Below are 15334 nucleotides of genomic sequence, written 5' to 3'. Positions count from 1 at the left end.
TCAGACCTCCAGCTTGGCCGCGGCGAGCACTGCGCCCGACGCGACGAGTTCTTCGACAGCGGCGATTTCCGGCGCCAGGTGCCGGTCGGGCCCCGGCCCGTCGACGCGCGTGCGCACCAGATCCCGGACGCGGCCGGTGACCGGCGAGGGTTCGAGCGGGGCCCGCATGTCGAGCGCGCGGGCGGCGGTGAGCAGCTCGATCGCGAGGACGGTGGTGAGCCCGTCGACGGCCTTGCGCAGCTTGCGCGCGGCCGACCAGCCCATGGAGACGTGGTCCTCCTGCATCGCGCTGCTCGGGATCGAGTCGACCGAGGCGGGCACGGCAAGCCGCTTGAGCTCGCTGACCACCGCGGCCTGGGTGTACTGGGCGATCATGTGCCCGGAGTCGACACCGGGGTCGTGCGCGAGGAACGGCGGCAGGCCGTGCGACCGGGTCTTGTCGAGCATCCGGTCCGTGCGGCGCTCGGCGATGCTCGCGACGTCGGCGAGCGGGATGGCGAGGAAGTCGAGCACATACGCGACGGGCGCGCCGTGGAAGTTGCCGTTGGACTCGACGCGGCCGTCGGCCAGTACGACGGGATTGTCCACAGCGGACCGGAGCTCGCGGTCGGCGACGAGCTCCGCGTGTGCGAGGCTGTCGCGGGCGCCGCCGTGCACCTGGGGTGCGCAGCGCAGCGAATAGGCGTCCTGGACGCGGTTGCAGTCCGGGCCCCGGTGACTCTCGACGATTTTCGAGCCCTGAAGGGCTTTGAACATCCGGGCGGCGCTGACGGCTTGGCCGGGGTGCGGCCGCAGCGCCTGGAGGTCGGCGGCGAACGCGCGGTCGGTGCCGAGCAGCGCCTCCACGCTCATGGCGGCGGTGATGTCCGCGACGTCGAAGAGCTTGCGAAGGTCCGCGGCTGCGAGCAGGAGCATGCCGAGCATGCCGTCGGTACCATTGGTGAGCGCGAGGCCTTCCTTCTCGGCGAGGACGATCGGCTCGATACCCACGCTCTTGAGCGCCTCTGCGGCAGGCTTGATCTCGCCGTCGTGGCTGACTTCGCCCTCTCCCATCAGCGCGAGCGCGATGGCGGCGAGCGGGGCGAGGTCGCCCGAGCAGCCGAGCGAGCCGTGCTCGTGGACGACCGGGACGATGTCCGCGTTGAGCATGGCCGCAAGCGTTTGCGCGGTGACCGGGCGGACGCCGGTGTAGCCGCTGGCGAGTGTGCGCAGACGCAGCACCATCAGCGCGCGGACGACCTCGGCCTCGACGGCCGGGCCCGCGCCGGCGGCGTGTGAACGGATCAGGGACCGCTGGAGCGCTGTCCGGCTCTCAAGCGGGATGTGCCGGGTGGCGAGCGCGCCGAAGCCGGTCGAGACGCCGTACGTCGGCGTCGCGGCGTGGGCAAGATTCTCGATGTGCTGGCGAGTGGCGGCGAGGTTCTTCTCGGCCGCGTCACTCAAGGCGACGGGCACGCGCCCGCGGACGACGTCGACGACCTGTTCGGCGGTCAACGGCTCCGCGCCGAGGACGACACGAGCGTCGCCGGGGTGCGGCGAGGTTACGGAGTCGGGCATGGGCTCATTGGACAACGTCGTGACGCCTGGTGGGATGCCCCGGAGAGTGGTTGTGTCTGGCATCCCAGACGCGTCCCGTTAGGCTCACCGGAGGAGCAAGGGACCTTTACTCTCGTTCGTTTGCTTCGGCTAAACAAGCGTAAGCAAAGGTCCCTTGCTTCGCTCCGAGGCGGAGGAGGTGGCCGATGGGTGAGAGCAGTGAGGTCCCGGCGCTGCGGCGTGGGCTGGCCGTGCTGCGCCTGCTCGCGGGTCGCGCGGGCCCGGTGACAGCCGCCGCCATCGCCCGGGAACTCGGCCTCCCCCGGTCCACGACCTACCACCTGCTGAACGAACTCGAAGCCGCCGGATTCGTCGCGCACCTGGCCAGCGAGCGCCGGTACGGGCTCGGGATCGCGTCCTTCGAACTGGGCTCGGCCTACCTGCGGCACGATCCGCTGGAACGGCTCGCGGGACCACTGCTGCGAAAACTCGTCGACCGGGTCGGGCACACCGCGCACCTGGGCGTCCTGCACGGCAGCGAATCGCTGTACCTGATCAAGGAACGTCCCACCCGCCCGGAAACACTGGTGACCGACGTCGGTGTACGGCTGCCCGCGCAGCTCACCGCGTCCGGCCGCGCGATCCTGCGGCATCTGCCCGCCGCGCATGTGCGCGCCCTGTTCCCGGCCACCTCGTCGTTCGTCCTGCGCACCGACCGGGGTCCCCGCGCGCTGGCCGACCTGCGCCGGACCCTGACCGAGGAACGGCGGCTCGGCTGGTCGGTCGAAGACGGTCACGTCACCGCCGGTTTCGCCTCGGTCGCGTGCCCGGTCTTCGACCACGGCGCCCGTCCGATGGCGGCTATCAGCGTCACGCTGCGCCACCACTGCCCGGACGAGCCCGAGGTCTGCGGCCAGACCTGGCCGGACCTCGCGGCGGAGGTCGCCGCCACCGCAGTCGAGCTCACCACCCGCATCGGCGGCGTCCCGGGGTGAGCGAGGGACCTTTGCTCACGTTGTTTAGCCGAAGTAACGAGCGTGAGCAAAGGTCCCTTGCTTCCCTCCTGGTCACGGCCCGCGCACGCAGTTGGTGCGATCGGGCCAACTGCCGCCGAATGACTCGATTCCGTAGCTGTCGGTCACTACCGTGGACGACGAGCGGGCACGGGGAGAAGGCCGCTCGTGGGGACGCGCGGTTTCCGCGCGAGGGGGAGGCATCTGCGCCATGGAATGCCGTGAAGTTCATGCACCCGGTTTCGTCTCGCCGCGGTGGTGGTCACGAAGACCGGCCGGAAGGAACCCGGCAAAAGCCGTCAGGCGCGGGCCCGTGTGATGAACATGGCCGCGGAGCCGAGCCGGCGTACCCGTAGCCCACTCCCCTGGTTGACCCGATGGCGTCTCTGGTCGCAGCGGCCACACGTCATCGTGTTCTGTCTGTTCACCGAGGTCGCCACGGCGACTGTCACGGTCTTACTCCTGATCCGGACACCACCCGACGGAAACGCGGTACTGACCTTCTGTGTCCTTCTCGCGGCCGGAGTCGTGCAGAGCGAATTCGGCCGCGAGATCGAACGCGACTACCGGCGGCTGACCGGCCCGCCCTACATCAGCATGTCATCGGTGTGGGTTTTCGCCGGTGTGCTCCTGCTGCCGCCGGCGCTGACGGCGCTGCTCGCCGGTGGGCTGTACCTGCATCTCTCGGCCCGCAGCTGGAACCGGCTGCGCCAGGCCGCGCCGTTCCGGTCGGCCAGCAACGCCACCATCATCGCCCTTTCCGGCTACGCCGCCCAAAGCATTCTCACCCTCTGCGGTGTCGACGACATGGCCGCCGCGGTAAGCAGCGGGTGGACCGGCTCGCTCGTCGTGGCTGCGACCGGCATCACCTATTTCGTGGTCAACGCCGTACTCGTCCTGCCTGCCCGCAACGTCGTGGGCCGGACGGCTCAGGAGCTGTTCGGAACCTGGGGCGACAATCGGCTCGAATTGGCGACGCTTTGTCTCGGCGCGCTCAACGCGCTCACTCTGGCAACGATGCCGTGGCTGGTCGTCCTGGTGCTTCCGCCGCTGCTGATCCTGCAGCGCACGGTGCTGGTCAAGCAGCTCGAAGCCGCCGTCAACCGTGATGAGAAGACCGGTTTGCTCAACATCTCGGGCTGGCGCATCCTGGCCGAACGCGCTCTGGCGACGGCGGCGCAGCGGCGGAGAAGGTTCGGTTTGCTCATGATCGACCTCGATCACTTCAAGCGGGTGAACGACACCTATGGCCATCTCGCGGGTGACGCCGTCCTCAAGGCTGTCGCGGGCGCCATCGTCACAGCGGTCCGTGATCGCGACGACGCTGTCGGCCGGTTCGGTGGTGAAGAGTTCGTGGTGCTGCTGCCCGATGTCGCGGAGCCGGACATCGCCCCGGTGGCCGAGCGTATCCGCCAGGCCATCAGCCGGCTTTCGGTTCTCACCGAGCACGCGACGGTTTCGGGCCTGTCCGCGTCGATCGGGAGTGCGTCCTACCCGCGCTCGGGAACGACTCTGCCCCGCCTGCTCGACTCGGCCGACAACGCCCTTTACCACGCCAAATCCACCGGCCGGAACAAGGTAGTCCACGTAGCAGACCTCGGCTGACGCCCCCGAAGAGGAGCAAGGGACCTTTGCTAACACTTGCCCCGCGACCAGCAGAAACGCAACAGACCAACGCGCCACACAGAACGCTCCCACGCCTGCCAACCGGCACGAACCACCTGACGCAACCACAACGGATGGGGGTCCGGGGGCGTGCCCCCGGCCGGGGTGTGGGGGCCGGGCCCCCACAAGACGCCCGACACAAGGAAGGGGGCGAGCGCTCTCCGCGAGCACTCGCCCCCAGACTTGTGGAGGTGCCGGGAATTGAACCCGGGTCCTCTAGCGCCTCCTCAGGGCTTCTCCGTGCGCAGTTCACTAGGTCTCTACTTGGCCCCTCCGGTCACGTGAACAAGCCGAAGTGACGGGCCCAGCCACTGTTGGTTTCCCGATCAGGCCCCGTGGCCAGGACTGACGGTAATCCTCCTAGCTGATGCCGGAAACCGGGGCGGAGGAAAACCCGGTCCGACAGACGACGCGCTCGCTCAGGCGGCGAGGGCGTAGTCGCGCTGGCTATTGGCCTTGGCGCTTATTGGTTTGCGATGACGCTTACGGTGGTCTCTCGCCTGCACCGGCACGCTTCCCCTGACTCGACGTCCAGAGTCGAAACCGTTCACCCCCTTGGTGTGGGACATAACCTGTACAGCATAACGCGTCTGACTAGCGGTTTGTTTCCGGCGGGTGGTGGGGTTGTCCCTACCTGGGAGATGCCCGCTCACACCATGTCGCGGTGGGCGCGGGGACGGGATGCTGGGGTTCTCGTCCAGGAGAGGAGTCACCATGGTCACCGCATCGGCTACCGGTGAGGCCGGCCGTCACGCCCCGGCGCTCGGCGGTTCGCTGGCGTTCCTGCTGCTGAGCCTGCCGCTCGGCGCAGTTACGTTCGCCCTGCTGGTGGGGCTGGTCCCGGCCGGGCTCAGCACGGCCGTGGTGTGGGTGGGGGTGCCGATCCTGGCGTCGGTGGTCTTGTCGGCGCGCGGTGCCGCGCGAATGGAGCGCGCACGGGTGTACGCCCTGCTGGACACCTACATCGACCTGCCGTATCTGCCGCTTCCGGCCGGATCGCAGTCGGCGCGGTGGAAGGTGCGGCTCAAGGACCCGTCGACGTGGCGGGACCTGGCCTACCTCTTCCTGCTGTTCCCGCTGGGCCTGTTCGAGTTCGTCCTGGTGACGGTGTTCTGGGCGACGAGCCTGGGGCTGGTCGCGCTGCCGATCTTCTACCGGTTCCTGCCTGACGGCGCGTACTTCTTCCCGTCCTACGATCTGCGGTGGATCACGGTCGACTCGACCGTGGCCGCGCTGCCGTGGGCGGCGCTGGGGGTCCTGTTCGTCGCGTTGTCGGTCGCGTTGACCAAGGCACTGGCCAGCCTGCATGCGAAGTACGCGGTGGCGCTGCTCGGGCCGACGATGGCGCAGCGGCACCGGATGGAGAAGGCGTGGAACGAGGTCGAAGCGATGAACACGGTGACGGGATGACGACCGAGGAACAGGCGCCGGTGGAGGTACCGCGGCCGGGCTCGGTGGGCGCGATCCTCTACATGATCGCGAGCTTTCCCCTGCGGCTGATCCAGTTCGTGCTGGCCGTCGTGGGGTTCGCGGTGGGCATCAGCACCGTGGTGGTGTGGATCGGCTTCCCGATCCTGCTGGCCACGACGAGTTTCGTCCGCTGGTCCGGAGACGTCGAGCGGCGCTGGGCGCACAAGATGCTGCGGGTGCCGCTGCCCCCGGTCGAACGGCTGTCGACGGACGGCCTGCCGTTCGTGCGGAGCTGGCTGGTGCGGCTGACGGACGCGACGACCTGGCGAGATCTGGCCTATCTGATCGCGGCGTTTCCGCTCGCGTGTGTGGAGTTCCCGCTCGCGATCGCGTCGATCGTGTTGCTACCGCTGGCGATCTGGGTGCTTCCGTGGGTCGGCTGGCTGCACGGCAACGTGGCACTGGCTTTGCTCGGCCCGAACCGGACGAAGCGGCTGGAGCAGCGGGCACAGCGCCTTCAGGCGTCGCGGGCGCGTGGCGTGGACGCGGCCGAGGCCGAGCGCCGGCGGATCGAACGCGACCTGCACGACGGCGCGCAGCAACGGCTCGTCGCGGTGGCGATGAGCCTGGGCAGGGCGAAGTCGAAGTTCGAGAACGACCCGGCCGCGGTGCGCGACCTGATCGACGAGGCGCATTCGGACGCGAAGCTCGCGGTGTCGGAACTGCGTGATCTGGCTCGCGGCATCTATCCGGCAGTGCTCGGGGATCGCGGCTTGGACGCGGCGCTGTCCGCACAGGCGGCGAAGTCGCCGATCCCGGTGGACGTCAAGGTCGATGTCGAACCGAGGCCACCTGCGGCAGTGGAGACGACCGCATACTTCATCGTCGGCGAGACGCTGACGAACATCGCGAAGCACTCGGGTGCGTCCGAGGCGGCGGTGAAGGTGTGGCGATCGGACACCCACGTCATCGTGGAAATCACCGACAACGGCCACGGCGGCGCCGAAATGCGGCCGGGTGGCGGGCTCGCCGGGCTGGCCGACCGGGCCGCCACGATCGACGGGGTCATCACCGTGGTGAGCCCGGAGGGTGGCCCGACGGTCATCCGGGCGGACCTGCCGTGTGAGTGGTAACCGATTCGTGAGTGAATAGCGGGGACGCTAGTTCACTCACGAATCTGGGGGCCCCATGCGGGTAGTGATCGCCGAGGACGCCGTGCTGCTGCGGGCGGGGGTGACGCGCCTGCTCGCCGACGAGGGGATCGAAACGGTCGCCGCGGTCGACAACGGGGACGATCTGCTCGGCGCCGTCACCGAACACCGGCCCGATCTGGCGATCGTCGACGTCCGAATGCCGCCGACCTTCACCGACGAAGGCCTGCGCGCCGCACTGGCCGCGCGCGGCAAGGTTCCCGGCCTGCCGGTGCTGGTGCTTTCGCAGTACGTCGAGGAAAGCTATGCGGTCGAGTTGCTCTCCGGCGGCGCCGGGGGCGTCGGCTATCTGCTGAAGGAACGCGTCGCGGACGTCGCCGAGTTCCTGGACGCGGTGCGCCGCGTCGCCGGCGGCGGCACCGCGATCGACCCCGACGTCATCGCGCAACTGATGGCCCGCGGCCGCAAAAACCCGCTCGACGCGCTGACCGCGCGCGAGTCGGAGGTGCTGGGCCTGATGGCACAAGGACTCTCGAACACCGCGATCGCGAACTCGCTGGTCGTCTCCCACGGCGCCGTCGAGAAGCACATCGGCAACATCTTCTCGAAGCTCGGTCTGGAAGCCAGCGCGGAGGAGCATCGCCGGGTCCGCGCGGTCCTCACCTACCTGGGCCGCTGACCGTCGCGAGGAGCGAGGGACCTTTGCTCACGCCGGAGAGGAGCGAGGGACCTTTGCTATCGCCTGGCGGGAGCAAGGGACCTTTACTATCGTTGCTTAGCCGAAATAACCAGCGTGAGCAAAGGTCCCCCGCTCCTCTTCCCCGGTAGGCTGGATCGAGCGGTCACCCGTTCCGACGGCAGAACCCGCGGTTCCGCTCACCTACGATGAGCGAGACGTCGCCCGGCCGAGTGAGGAGTCGCGATGACAGGCCGCCCCACCCAGAGCGTCCGCTTCTTCGGCGGACCGCTGGACGGCCGCGTCCACGAACTCGGCGACGACGAACTGGTACCGGGCACTGTCGTCCGGCACATCCATCTCCACGGCGGCCCCAAGATCGAGACGCTCTACGAACTGGGTCTCACCGAAGAGGGCTGGGAGTACCGCGTGTCGGCCGAGTCCCGCTCCGAGCCCGACAGCATCCGCGAGTCCTGATCCCCGCGAAGAGGTAGGGAGAACCCCACCACCGAACGGGCAGAAACCCCCGGGCGAATACGGCAGTCAGCACCGCTGTTTTCCCTGGTCAGAGCGACCAGGCTGAACGCATGCACACAAGCCAGCAGATCGCCCCGCGGTCCGCCCGCGGGGGCCGCGACATCTTCCTCGACGTGATCCGGGCGGGAGCGATCCTCGCCGTCGTCGCCCAGCACTGGATCATGCCCGTGCTGTCCTACTCGAACGGGCGACTCGAGACCGGCAACGCATTGGCCACGCCCGGCTGGTGGGCGCTGACCTGGCTGTCGCAAGTGATGCCGCTGGTCTTCTTCGCGGGCGGCGCGGCGAACCTGATTTCGCTGAGCCGCGCGGAATCCCCGCGTTCTTGGCTCGCCACCCGGATCCGGCGGCTCATGCTGCCAGTCCTGCCGCTGATGGCGGTGTGGCTGGTGGTGCCCGACGTCCTGCGCGGTCTCGGCGTCCCGGACCAGCCGTTGCAGATCGCCAGCGCGATCGCCGCGCAGCTGCTGTGGTTCCTCGCGGTCTACGTCCTGATCGTCCTGCTTACCCCGCTCATGGTCGCCGCGCATCGCCGCTGGGGCCTGCGCGTCCCGCTGGTGATGGTCGCCGCCGGCGTGCTCGTCGACATCGCCCGCTTCAACGACCTCGGCCTGATCGGCTACGCCAACGCCGTGTTCATCTGGGTCGCCGTGCACCAGCTCGGTTTCCACTACGTCGACGGCAGGCTCGGCTCGCTCGGCAAGCGCGGCGCGCTGGCGCTGTCCGCCGCCGGTTTCGGGATCACCGCGCTCATGGTCGCCTTCGGCCCCTACCCCGCCAGCATGATCGGCATGCCGGGCGCCCCGGTGTCGAACATGAGCCCACCGACCGTCCTGCTGGCGTTCCTCGCGATCGGCCAGATCGGCCTGCTGCTCGCGTTCAAATCGCAGCTGACGCGCTTCGCCTCGCGCCCCACCCCGGCCGCGGCACTGGGCTGGATCGGCCCGCGGTTCATGAGTGTGTACCTGTGGCACATGCCGGCGCTGATCGTCGTCTCCGGTATCACGGTCTACGCCCTCGGCTACTCGACACCCACGCCGGGCTCCATCGAGTGGCTGGCGATCACGCCGGTGTGGGCCGCGGGTTGTGCCGCCGTGCTCGGCCTGCTGCTGCGGGCGTTCGGCCAGTTCGAGTCGATCCGCGACCGCACGGTCAGCACCGCCCGCCTGCCCCAGCTGGTCGTGGCCGGCCTGCTCGTCCCGGGTGGTCTGCTCGGCCTGGCGGCGCACGGCTTCGCCCCGCTGAGCGACGGGATCGCACACGGTCCGGTGCCGTGGGTAGCGCTGGCGGCCGCCGGATTCCTGCTGGCGGGCAAGCACATCCCGGTGACGCGGCTGGGCACCCAGTTCCTGGGCAAGGCCACCGCGATCACCAGGAACGCACAGGGCGCGGCGATCAAACGCTGAGCAGCCGTGCGGGCGTGTCGTGCAGCACCGCCCGCAGGAACGGCTCGCCAAGGCGATCGTCGGCTGCCCAGCCGGCGATCGCCTGCAGCTGTGTGGCGTAGGAGTACGGGATGTTCGGGAAGTCCGTGCCGAGCACGATGCGATCGGCGAAGGCGGCCAGCCGCGCCGTCCAGTCCGGGGGCAGCGGGGCGCCGCGCTCGCTGAACGGGACACCCACCATCGTGGTGTCCAGGTACACCCGCGGATACTTCGCCAGGAGGTCGAGCGCGGTCGAGTACTCCGGGGAGCCCGCGTGCGCGAGCACCGCGGTCAGCTTCGGATGCCGGGCCAGGACCTCGCCGAAGATCCGCAACCCGGTGAAGTCACCCCGCAGCGGCCCGTGTCCACAGTGGACGACCACGGGAACACCCGCGTCGGCGAGCGATCCCCATACCGCGTCGAGCAGTTCGTCACGCGGGTCGTAGGCACCGACCTGGACATGTGCCTTGAAACACCGGGCCCCCGCCCGCAGCGCTTCGTCCACTGAGGACTCCGCGGACGGTTCGGGATAGAACGTCCCCGTGGGAACCGCTTCCGGCACGCGCTCGGCGAACTCCAGCGCCCAGGACGTCAGCCACTGCGCCATCCCGGGTTTGTGCGGATAGACCAACGGCGCGAACCGGCGGACACCGAGCGCGCGCAGAGTGTCGATCCGCTCGTCCTCCGTGGTCCGGTAGTGCACCGGCCACGGCATGCCGTAGTGCACCTCTGCCTGGTCGAAATAGGCCCAGACCTTGTCCATCACCGGCTTCGGCAGGAAATGGACGTGCAGATCGACAAGCCCGTCGATACCGAGCGACGCCGTCCAGCGCGCGACGTCTGCGTCGGACGCCGGGCCGGCGCTCACTCGGTGAACCTGCCCTTGAGCGCCCTGCCCATGGCGCGGCTGATGTCGCGCTGCGCGTCGCGTTTCGCCAGGGTCTGCCGTTTGTCGTAGGCCTTCTTACCCTTGGCCAGCGCGATCTCGACCTTGACCTTGCCGTCCTTGAAGTACATCGACAGCGGCACCAGCGAGAGACCGCTCTCCTTGGTCTTGCCGATCAGCCGCTCGATCTCCCTGCGGTGCAACAGCAGTTTCCGGGTGCGCCGCGGCATGTGGTTGGTCCACGTGCCCTGCGTGTACTCGGGGATGTGCACGTTGCGCAGCCACACCTCGCCGTCGTCGACGGTCGCGAAGGCGTCGGCGAGCGATGCCTTGCCCGCGCGCAGGCTCTTCACTTCGGTGCCCTGGAGCACCAGACCGCACTCGTAGGTGTCCAGGATGGAGTAATCGTGGCGAGCCTTGCGGTTCGACACGATTACTTTGTGGCCACGTTCCTTGGGCATAAGGCGACTCTACGTGATTCTCCCGGCTGGAGCAGGTGGTTATCGCCGCTAGTGACGGACGTACAGCCGCAGCGTGACGTACCCGGTGATCGCGGAAATGACCACGGACACGGCCAGCAGGATCGGCGCGACGGGGAACAGCACCTCGAGCATCGTGATCTTCGGGAGGACTTCGCCGGTGAAGACCGAATCGAGGAACGTTGCCTTCACCGCCACCAGGAAGATGACGCCGAGCACCGCACCGACCACGCCGGCGACCACCGCCTCCAGGAGGAACGGTAGCTGGGTATACCAGCGGGTCGCGCCGACGAGCCGCATGATGCCGACCTCGGTGCGCCGGGTGAACGCGGACACCTGGATGGTGTTGGCGATCAGCAACAGCGCGGCGATGGCCATGATCAGCGCGGCGAGGAAGGCGAGGTTGCGTGCCCCGTTGAAGGCGTTGAAGACCCGGTCGAGGAACTTCTTCTGGTCGTCGACCTTCCGCACGCCGGGCTGCCCGGTGTACTCCTTGACGATCACTTCGCTGCGGTCCGGGTCCTTCAGCTTCACGTGCAGCGACGCGGGCAGCGACTCGGGGCCGGTCAGCGCGACGAGTTCCGGCTGGCTCTCGAAGATCTTCTTGAACCGGTCGAAGGCCTGGTCGCGATTCTCGAACACCACGGACTCGACGCCGGCGCTGCTCTGCAGCTTCTGCCGCAGCGACTGGCACAGCTGCTGCGCGCAGTTCTTGTCGTTGGCACTGATGTCGTCGGTGAGGTAGACGGAAACCTCGACGTCGGCCATGAAGTTGGCCTTCATCTTGTCCAGCGTCCGCACGGCGAGCAGACCACCGCCGAGCATGGCGAGGGAGACGGCGGTGGTGAGGATCATCGCGATGGTCATCGTGACGTTCCGGCGCAGGCCGGTGAGTACCTCGCTGAAGACGAAACTGGCGCGCATCGCAGGTGGATATCCCTTGTGGTTCGGGGGTTGACGGAGCTGGGCGGGTGAAGGAGGTCAGCGACCGATGCCGTAGACCCCTCGGGCATCGTCGCGGATCACCCTGCCGAGCTGCAGCTCGACGACGCGGCGGCGCATCGAGTCCACGATGGAGTGATCGTGGGTGGCCATGAGCACGGTGGTGCCGGTGCGGTTGATCCGCTCCAGCAGCAACATGATGTCCTGGCTGGTGTCGGGGTCCAGGTTCCCGGTGGGCTCGTCGGCCAGCAGCACCAGCGGCCGGTTCACGAACGCGCGCGCGATCGCCACGCGCTGCTGCTCACCACCGGACAGCTCGTTGGGCAGCCGATCGGCCTTGCCGTCGAGGCCGACCAGCTCCAGCACCTCGGGCACGACCTTGCGGATCGTCTGCCGCGGCTTGCCGATGACCTCGAGCGCGAACGCGACGTTCTCCGCGACGGTCTTGTTCGCGAGCAGGCGGAAGTCCTGGAACACACAGCCGATCGTCTGCCGCAGGCGCGGGACCCGGCGGCGAGCCAGCTTCGCGACGTCGAAGTTCGACACCATCACGCGGCCCTTGGACGGCACCTCTTCGCGCAGCAGGAGCCGGAGGAACGTCGACTTCCCCGAGCCCGAGGGCCCGATCAGGAAGACGAACTCACCCTTGTCGATGTCGACCGACACCCGCTCCAGGGCAGGCCTGGTCGAGGTCTTGTAGACCTTGGAAACCTCTTCGAGCCGGATCACGATTCGGCATACTACCCATTGGGTTCGTTAAGCCGAGGTTGCCCGTGCCCCGGGGGTGAGCAAGGGACCTTTACTACCGCCGGGCGATAGCAAAGGTCCCTTGCTCCTCTTCGGGAAAACCGGCGGTCAGGCGGCCGTGGTCTGCTGCTTGCGCCAGCGGATGCCTGCCTCGAGGAAGCTGTCGATCTCGCCGTCCAGCACCGCCGACGGGTTACCGACCTCGTACTCGGTGCGCAGATCCTTGACCATCTGGTACGGGTGCAGCACGTAGGAGCGCATCTGGTTGCCCCAGCTGGAGCCGCCGTCCTTGAGCGCGTTCAGCTCGGCGCGCTCCTCCTCCTTCTTGCGCTGCAGCAGCCGCGCCTGGAGCACCTTCATCGCCGCGGCCTTGTTCTGCAGCTGCGACTTCTCGTTCTGACACGAGACGACGATGCCGGTCGGGATGTGCGTGATCCGGACCGCGGAGTCCGTCGTGTTCACGCTCTGTCCACCAGGGCCTGACGAACGGTAGACGTCGACGCGGATGTCCTTCTCCGGGATGTCGACGTGGTCGACCTCTTCGACCTCGGGGAGCACCTCGACGTGCGCGAAGGAGGTCTGGCGCCGACTCTGGTTGTCGAAGGGCGAGATGCGCACCAGGCGGTGCGTCCCCTGCTCGACCGACAGCGTCCCGTACACGTACGGCGCGCTCACCTTGAACGTCGCCGACTTGATGCCCGCCTCTTCGGCGTAGGAGATGTCGTAGACATCGGTCGGGTAGCCGTGGCGTTCGGCCCAGCGCAGGTACATGCGCAGCAGCATCTCGGCCCAGTCGGCCGCGTCGACTCCACCCGCTTCGGAGCGGATGGTGACGACGGCGTTGCGCGCGTCGTACTCACCCGAGAGCAGCGTGCGGACCTCGAGGGCGTCGATGTCCTTGCTGAGCTCGGTGAGCTCCTCCTGGGCTTCGCTCTGACTGCCGGAGTCACCTTCGGCCTCGGCCAGCTCGTAGAGCACACCGAGGTCGTCGAGCCGCTGCCGCAGCTCGGAGACACGCCGTAACTCGGCCTGCCGGTGGGACAGCTGGCTGGTGACCTTCTGGGCAGCCTCGGGGTCGTCCCAGAGGTTGGGGCTGGAGGCCTGCTGTTCCAGATCCGCTACCTGAGCGCGCAGCGCGTCCAGGTCCATCACCGACTCGATCTGCGCCAGTTTGCCGGTCAGGTCCCTCAGTGCCGCGTCGAACTCATCACTCACGCCTGCCAAGGTTACGGCAAAACCCACGACCGGTTGCGAGGAACCGGCCGTGGGCGGGGTGAATCAGGCGGACGGGATGGCGTCGAGCAGCTTCAGCGCGGCCTTGGCCTGCGCTTGAGCGAACTCGCCGACGGCCTTTTCATAGGGCCCGTCGGCCGCCTTCGTGGCAGCCTTCGCGTCGTCGAGCTGCTGGCCGTAGCTGGAGCGTGCGGTCTCGAGGAGCGAGGCGCGCTGCTTCGCGGTCAACGACCCGGCGTGCACGAGCCTCAGGATGAGCGGGCTGCGCAGGTGGTCGGGACCGGCTTCGGAGGCCAGCCAGTTCTTGAAGGCCTTCTTGCCGGCGGCGGTGATGACGTACTGCTGGCTGGAACGCGGGCCCTGCTTGCCGAGCCGAACGAGGCCTTCCTTGGACAGCGCCGGGAGCTCGCGGTAGACCTGGCTGCGAGTGACACTGAAGAAGGCGCCGAAGCGCTCACCCGCCCCTGCGACGAGCTGCCCGCCGGTGGCGGGACCGTCGTGGAGCAGACCAAGCAGAGCGGCGGCGGTTGCATTTAATTCGGACACATCCTCTACGTTCCCACTTCTCGGCCGCTGTGTCCACAGTGGTCAGCACATCTGTCCATTGTGGCTAGTGAGATCCGCTCGTTCGGCCCAATCAGGCCCTAGTCCACTGTGGACCCGGCCACGCTGTGCAACCGACCCCGCCAACCAGCCCAACCGTCTCGGCCATCCAGCACAGCATTCACGACACCGGTTGGAAACGTCGTCCCATTTCCGCTTCTGCTTTTCGCCGGTAGCGCACAAAGGCAACCTCCGACGGAGGGACGGACCTTCACGCGTATCGCAAGAACCCCGGTACCTGGCCTCAGAAACACCACAAAAACGAGACCCGGCTTACGGAATCCGTAAGCCGGGTCTCTTCCTCTGTAGCGGGGACAGGATTTGAACCTGCGACCTCTGGGTTATGAGCCCAGCGAGCTACCGAGCTGCTCCACCCCGCGTCGTTGTAAGGAAAGACTACCGGACGCCCTCAGCCCGTTTTCAGGCACCCCTCCCTAACGCCACGCACCCCCGCTGGCCAGCCACAACTCACCCGCCCAGCAGACCCCCTCCCCCGATAGCCGCCCCCTCCATCACCCTCCGCAACCCCTTGGTCCCTCGGCACCCCACCTCGCAACGCCCCTGCCCGTCCCGGCGGCATCAAGGGACCTTTACTAACGCCCACCAGCATCAAGGGACCTTTGCTCACTCTCCCCGGGAGCAAGGGACCTTTGCTATCGCGTGCCACCCACCAGCAACCCACACCCCGCAAAAACACCCCGACTACCACAACCAGCACCACACAACGACAACTGAAGTCCACACCCAGGCACCCGCCCGCTCAACGCCGCCAACACCCCCACCGCGGCCAACCCCCCGAACGCAACCAACCCGCCCACCGCAACCAGCCCACTCAACGCAACCAACACGAGGGGGGATCCAAGGGGGCGAAGCCCCTCTTGGCGGGGGCCCGGGGGTTCGACCCCCGAAGAAAATGCGAAAGAGGCCCGGGGGGGGGGGGGTGGGCGCTGCGTTCGCGCCCCCCCGCCCCCCCCCCCCGGGCGGGGTGCTGGCGACCGCGTCCAGTACCTGCCTGATCATCGCGTCCTGATC

Annotated in this window: 14 protein-coding genes, 1 tRNA gene and 1 other RNA gene; 7 read left to right on the top strand and 9 right to left on the bottom strand. The window is 68.1% G+C overall.

All coding sequences use genetic code 11. The annotated features are described in order from the left end of the window. Positions 1-1557: a histidine ammonia-lyase gene (gene hutH, locus ACFWX1_RS31520; protein ID WP_378393389.1), complete on the bottom strand. Its 1557-nt coding sequence runs from the start codon at positions 1555-1557 to the stop codon at positions 1-3. A gap of 185 nt (positions 1558-1742) precedes the next feature. Here hutH and ACFWX1_RS31515 point away from each other — a divergent pair, with 185 nt between their 5' ends. Beyond that, on the top strand, positions 1743-2531 hold the full coding sequence (locus ACFWX1_RS31515) for an IclR family transcriptional regulator (RefSeq protein ID WP_378393388.1): 789 nt from the start codon (positions 1743-1745) through the stop codon (positions 2529-2531). 387 nt (positions 2532-2918) lie between these two features. Continuing rightward, complete coding sequence (locus ACFWX1_RS31510) at positions 2919-4154, top strand: diguanylate cyclase (RefSeq protein ID WP_378393387.1); 1236 nt, start codon at positions 2919-2921, stop codon at positions 4152-4154. 243 nt (positions 4155-4397) lie between these two features. Here ACFWX1_RS31510 and ssrA read toward each other — a convergent pair. Continuing rightward, positions 4398-4769, bottom strand: a transfer-messenger RNA (tmRNA) gene (gene ssrA, locus ACFWX1_RS31505). A gap of 159 nt (positions 4770-4928) precedes the next feature. On the opposite strand from ssrA, the gene ACFWX1_RS31500 reads away from it, so the two are divergent. The 5 genes from ACFWX1_RS31500 to ACFWX1_RS31480 all read left to right on the top strand — a co-directional run bounded on the left by ACFWX1_RS31500 (position 4929) and on the right by ACFWX1_RS31480 (position 9394). After that, positions 4929-5624: a sensor domain-containing protein gene (locus tag ACFWX1_RS31500; RefSeq protein WP_378393386.1), complete on the top strand. Its 696-nt coding sequence runs from the start codon at positions 4929-4931 to the stop codon at positions 5622-5624. Further along, a complete protein-coding gene (locus ACFWX1_RS31495) occupies positions 5621-6757 on the top strand; it encodes a sensor histidine kinase (protein WP_378393385.1) in 1137 nt (378 codons plus the stop codon). Before ACFWX1_RS31500 ends, ACFWX1_RS31495 begins: the two co-directional genes overlap by 4 nt. Before the next feature lie 55 nt (positions 6758-6812). Next, positions 6813-7454 (top strand): response regulator, encoded by a 642-nt coding sequence (locus ACFWX1_RS31490; protein ID WP_378393384.1) that lies wholly within the window; start codon positions 6813-6815, stop codon positions 7452-7454. A 243-nt stretch (positions 7455-7697) separates the two neighbouring features. Next, complete coding sequence (locus ACFWX1_RS31485) at positions 7698-7928, top strand: hypothetical protein (RefSeq protein ID WP_378330308.1); 231 nt, start codon at positions 7698-7700, stop codon at positions 7926-7928. 110 nt (positions 7929-8038) lie between these two features. Next, positions 8039-9394 (top strand): acyltransferase, encoded by a 1356-nt coding sequence (locus tag ACFWX1_RS31480; RefSeq protein ID WP_378393383.1) that lies wholly within the window; start codon positions 8039-8041, stop codon positions 9392-9394. On the opposite strand, the gene ACFWX1_RS31475 is transcribed toward ACFWX1_RS31480, so the two are convergent. The 7 genes from ACFWX1_RS31475 to ACFWX1_RS31445 all read right to left on the bottom strand — a co-directional run bounded on the left by ACFWX1_RS31475 (position 9384) and on the right by ACFWX1_RS31445 (position 14682). Then, a complete protein-coding gene (locus ACFWX1_RS31475) occupies positions 9384-10280 on the bottom strand; it encodes an amidohydrolase family protein (RefSeq protein WP_378393382.1) in 897 nt (298 codons plus the stop codon). The two genes, ACFWX1_RS31480 and ACFWX1_RS31475, sit on opposite strands and share 11 nt — an antisense overlap. Further along, complete coding sequence (gene smpB, locus ACFWX1_RS31470) at positions 10277-10759, bottom strand: SsrA-binding protein SmpB (protein ID WP_378330305.1); 483 nt, start codon at positions 10757-10759, stop codon at positions 10277-10279. Before smpB ends, ACFWX1_RS31475 begins: the two co-directional genes overlap by 4 nt. A 48-nt stretch (positions 10760-10807) precedes the next feature. Next, the gene (gene ftsX / locus ACFWX1_RS31465; RefSeq protein WP_378330304.1) at positions 10808-11701 is read right to left on the bottom strand and encodes a permease-like cell division protein FtsX; all 894 of its coding nucleotides are present in this window, start codon (positions 11699-11701) and stop codon (positions 10808-10810) included. Positions 11702-11758: 57 nt separating this feature from the next. Beyond that, positions 11759-12448, bottom strand: a complete 690-nt coding sequence (gene ftsE, locus ACFWX1_RS31460; protein ID WP_378330303.1) for a cell division ATP-binding protein FtsE — start codon at positions 12446-12448, stop codon at positions 11759-11761. 126 nt (positions 12449-12574) lie between these two features. Next, complete coding sequence (gene prfB, locus ACFWX1_RS31455) at positions 12575-13681, bottom strand: peptide chain release factor 2 (RefSeq protein ID WP_378393381.1); 1107 nt, start codon at positions 13679-13681, stop codon at positions 12575-12577. Positions 13682-13744: 63 nt separating this feature from the next. Continuing rightward, on the bottom strand, positions 13745-14245 hold the full coding sequence (locus ACFWX1_RS31450; RefSeq protein ID WP_378330301.1) for a PadR family transcriptional regulator: 501 nt from the start codon (positions 14243-14245) through the stop codon (positions 13745-13747). A gap of 363 nt (positions 14246-14608) precedes the next feature. Next, positions 14609-14682, bottom strand: a tRNA-Met gene (locus tag ACFWX1_RS31445). Positions 14683-15334: the final 652 nt, after the last annotated feature.

The organism is Amycolatopsis sp. NPDC059021 (genome assembly GCF_042739895.1).
Lineage (GTDB): Bacteria > Actinomycetota > Actinomycetes > Mycobacteriales > Pseudonocardiaceae > Amycolatopsis.
The sequence above is the reverse complement of the archived record's forward strand: the minus strand, read 5'-3'. Positions and strand labels throughout refer to the sequence as shown.

What these genes read in the sequence shown, in the direction of transcription:
- hutH (WP_378393389.1), bottom strand. Translation starts at nt 1,557, where the DNA reads ATGCCCGACTCCGTAACCTCGCCGCACCCCGGCGACGCTCGTGTCGTC.
- ACFWX1_RS31515 (WP_378393388.1), top strand. Translation starts at nt 1,743, where the DNA reads ATGGGTGAGAGCAGTGAGGTCCCGGCGCTGCGGCGTGGGCTGGCCGTG.
- ACFWX1_RS31500 (WP_378393386.1), top strand. Translation starts at nt 4,929, where the DNA reads ATGGTCACCGCATCGGCTACCGGTGAGGCCGGCCGTCACGCCCCGGCG.
- ACFWX1_RS31495 (WP_378393385.1), top strand. Translation starts at nt 5,621, where the DNA reads ATGACGACCGAGGAACAGGCGCCGGTGGAGGTACCGCGGCCGGGCTCG.
- ACFWX1_RS31490 (WP_378393384.1), top strand. Translation starts at nt 6,813, where the DNA reads ATGCGGGTAGTGATCGCCGAGGACGCCGTGCTGCTGCGGGCGGGGGTG.
- ACFWX1_RS31485 (WP_378330308.1), top strand. Translation starts at nt 7,698, where the DNA reads ATGACAGGCCGCCCCACCCAGAGCGTCCGCTTCTTCGGCGGACCGCTG.
- ACFWX1_RS31480 (WP_378393383.1), top strand. Translation starts at nt 8,039, where the DNA reads ATGCACACAAGCCAGCAGATCGCCCCGCGGTCCGCCCGCGGGGGCCGC.
- smpB (WP_378330305.1), bottom strand. Translation starts at nt 10,759, where the DNA reads ATGCCCAAGGAACGTGGCCACAAAGTAATCGTGTCGAACCGCAAGGCT.
- ftsX (WP_378330304.1), bottom strand. Translation starts at nt 11,701, where the DNA reads ATGCGCGCCAGTTTCGTCTTCAGCGAGGTACTCACCGGCCTGCGCCGG.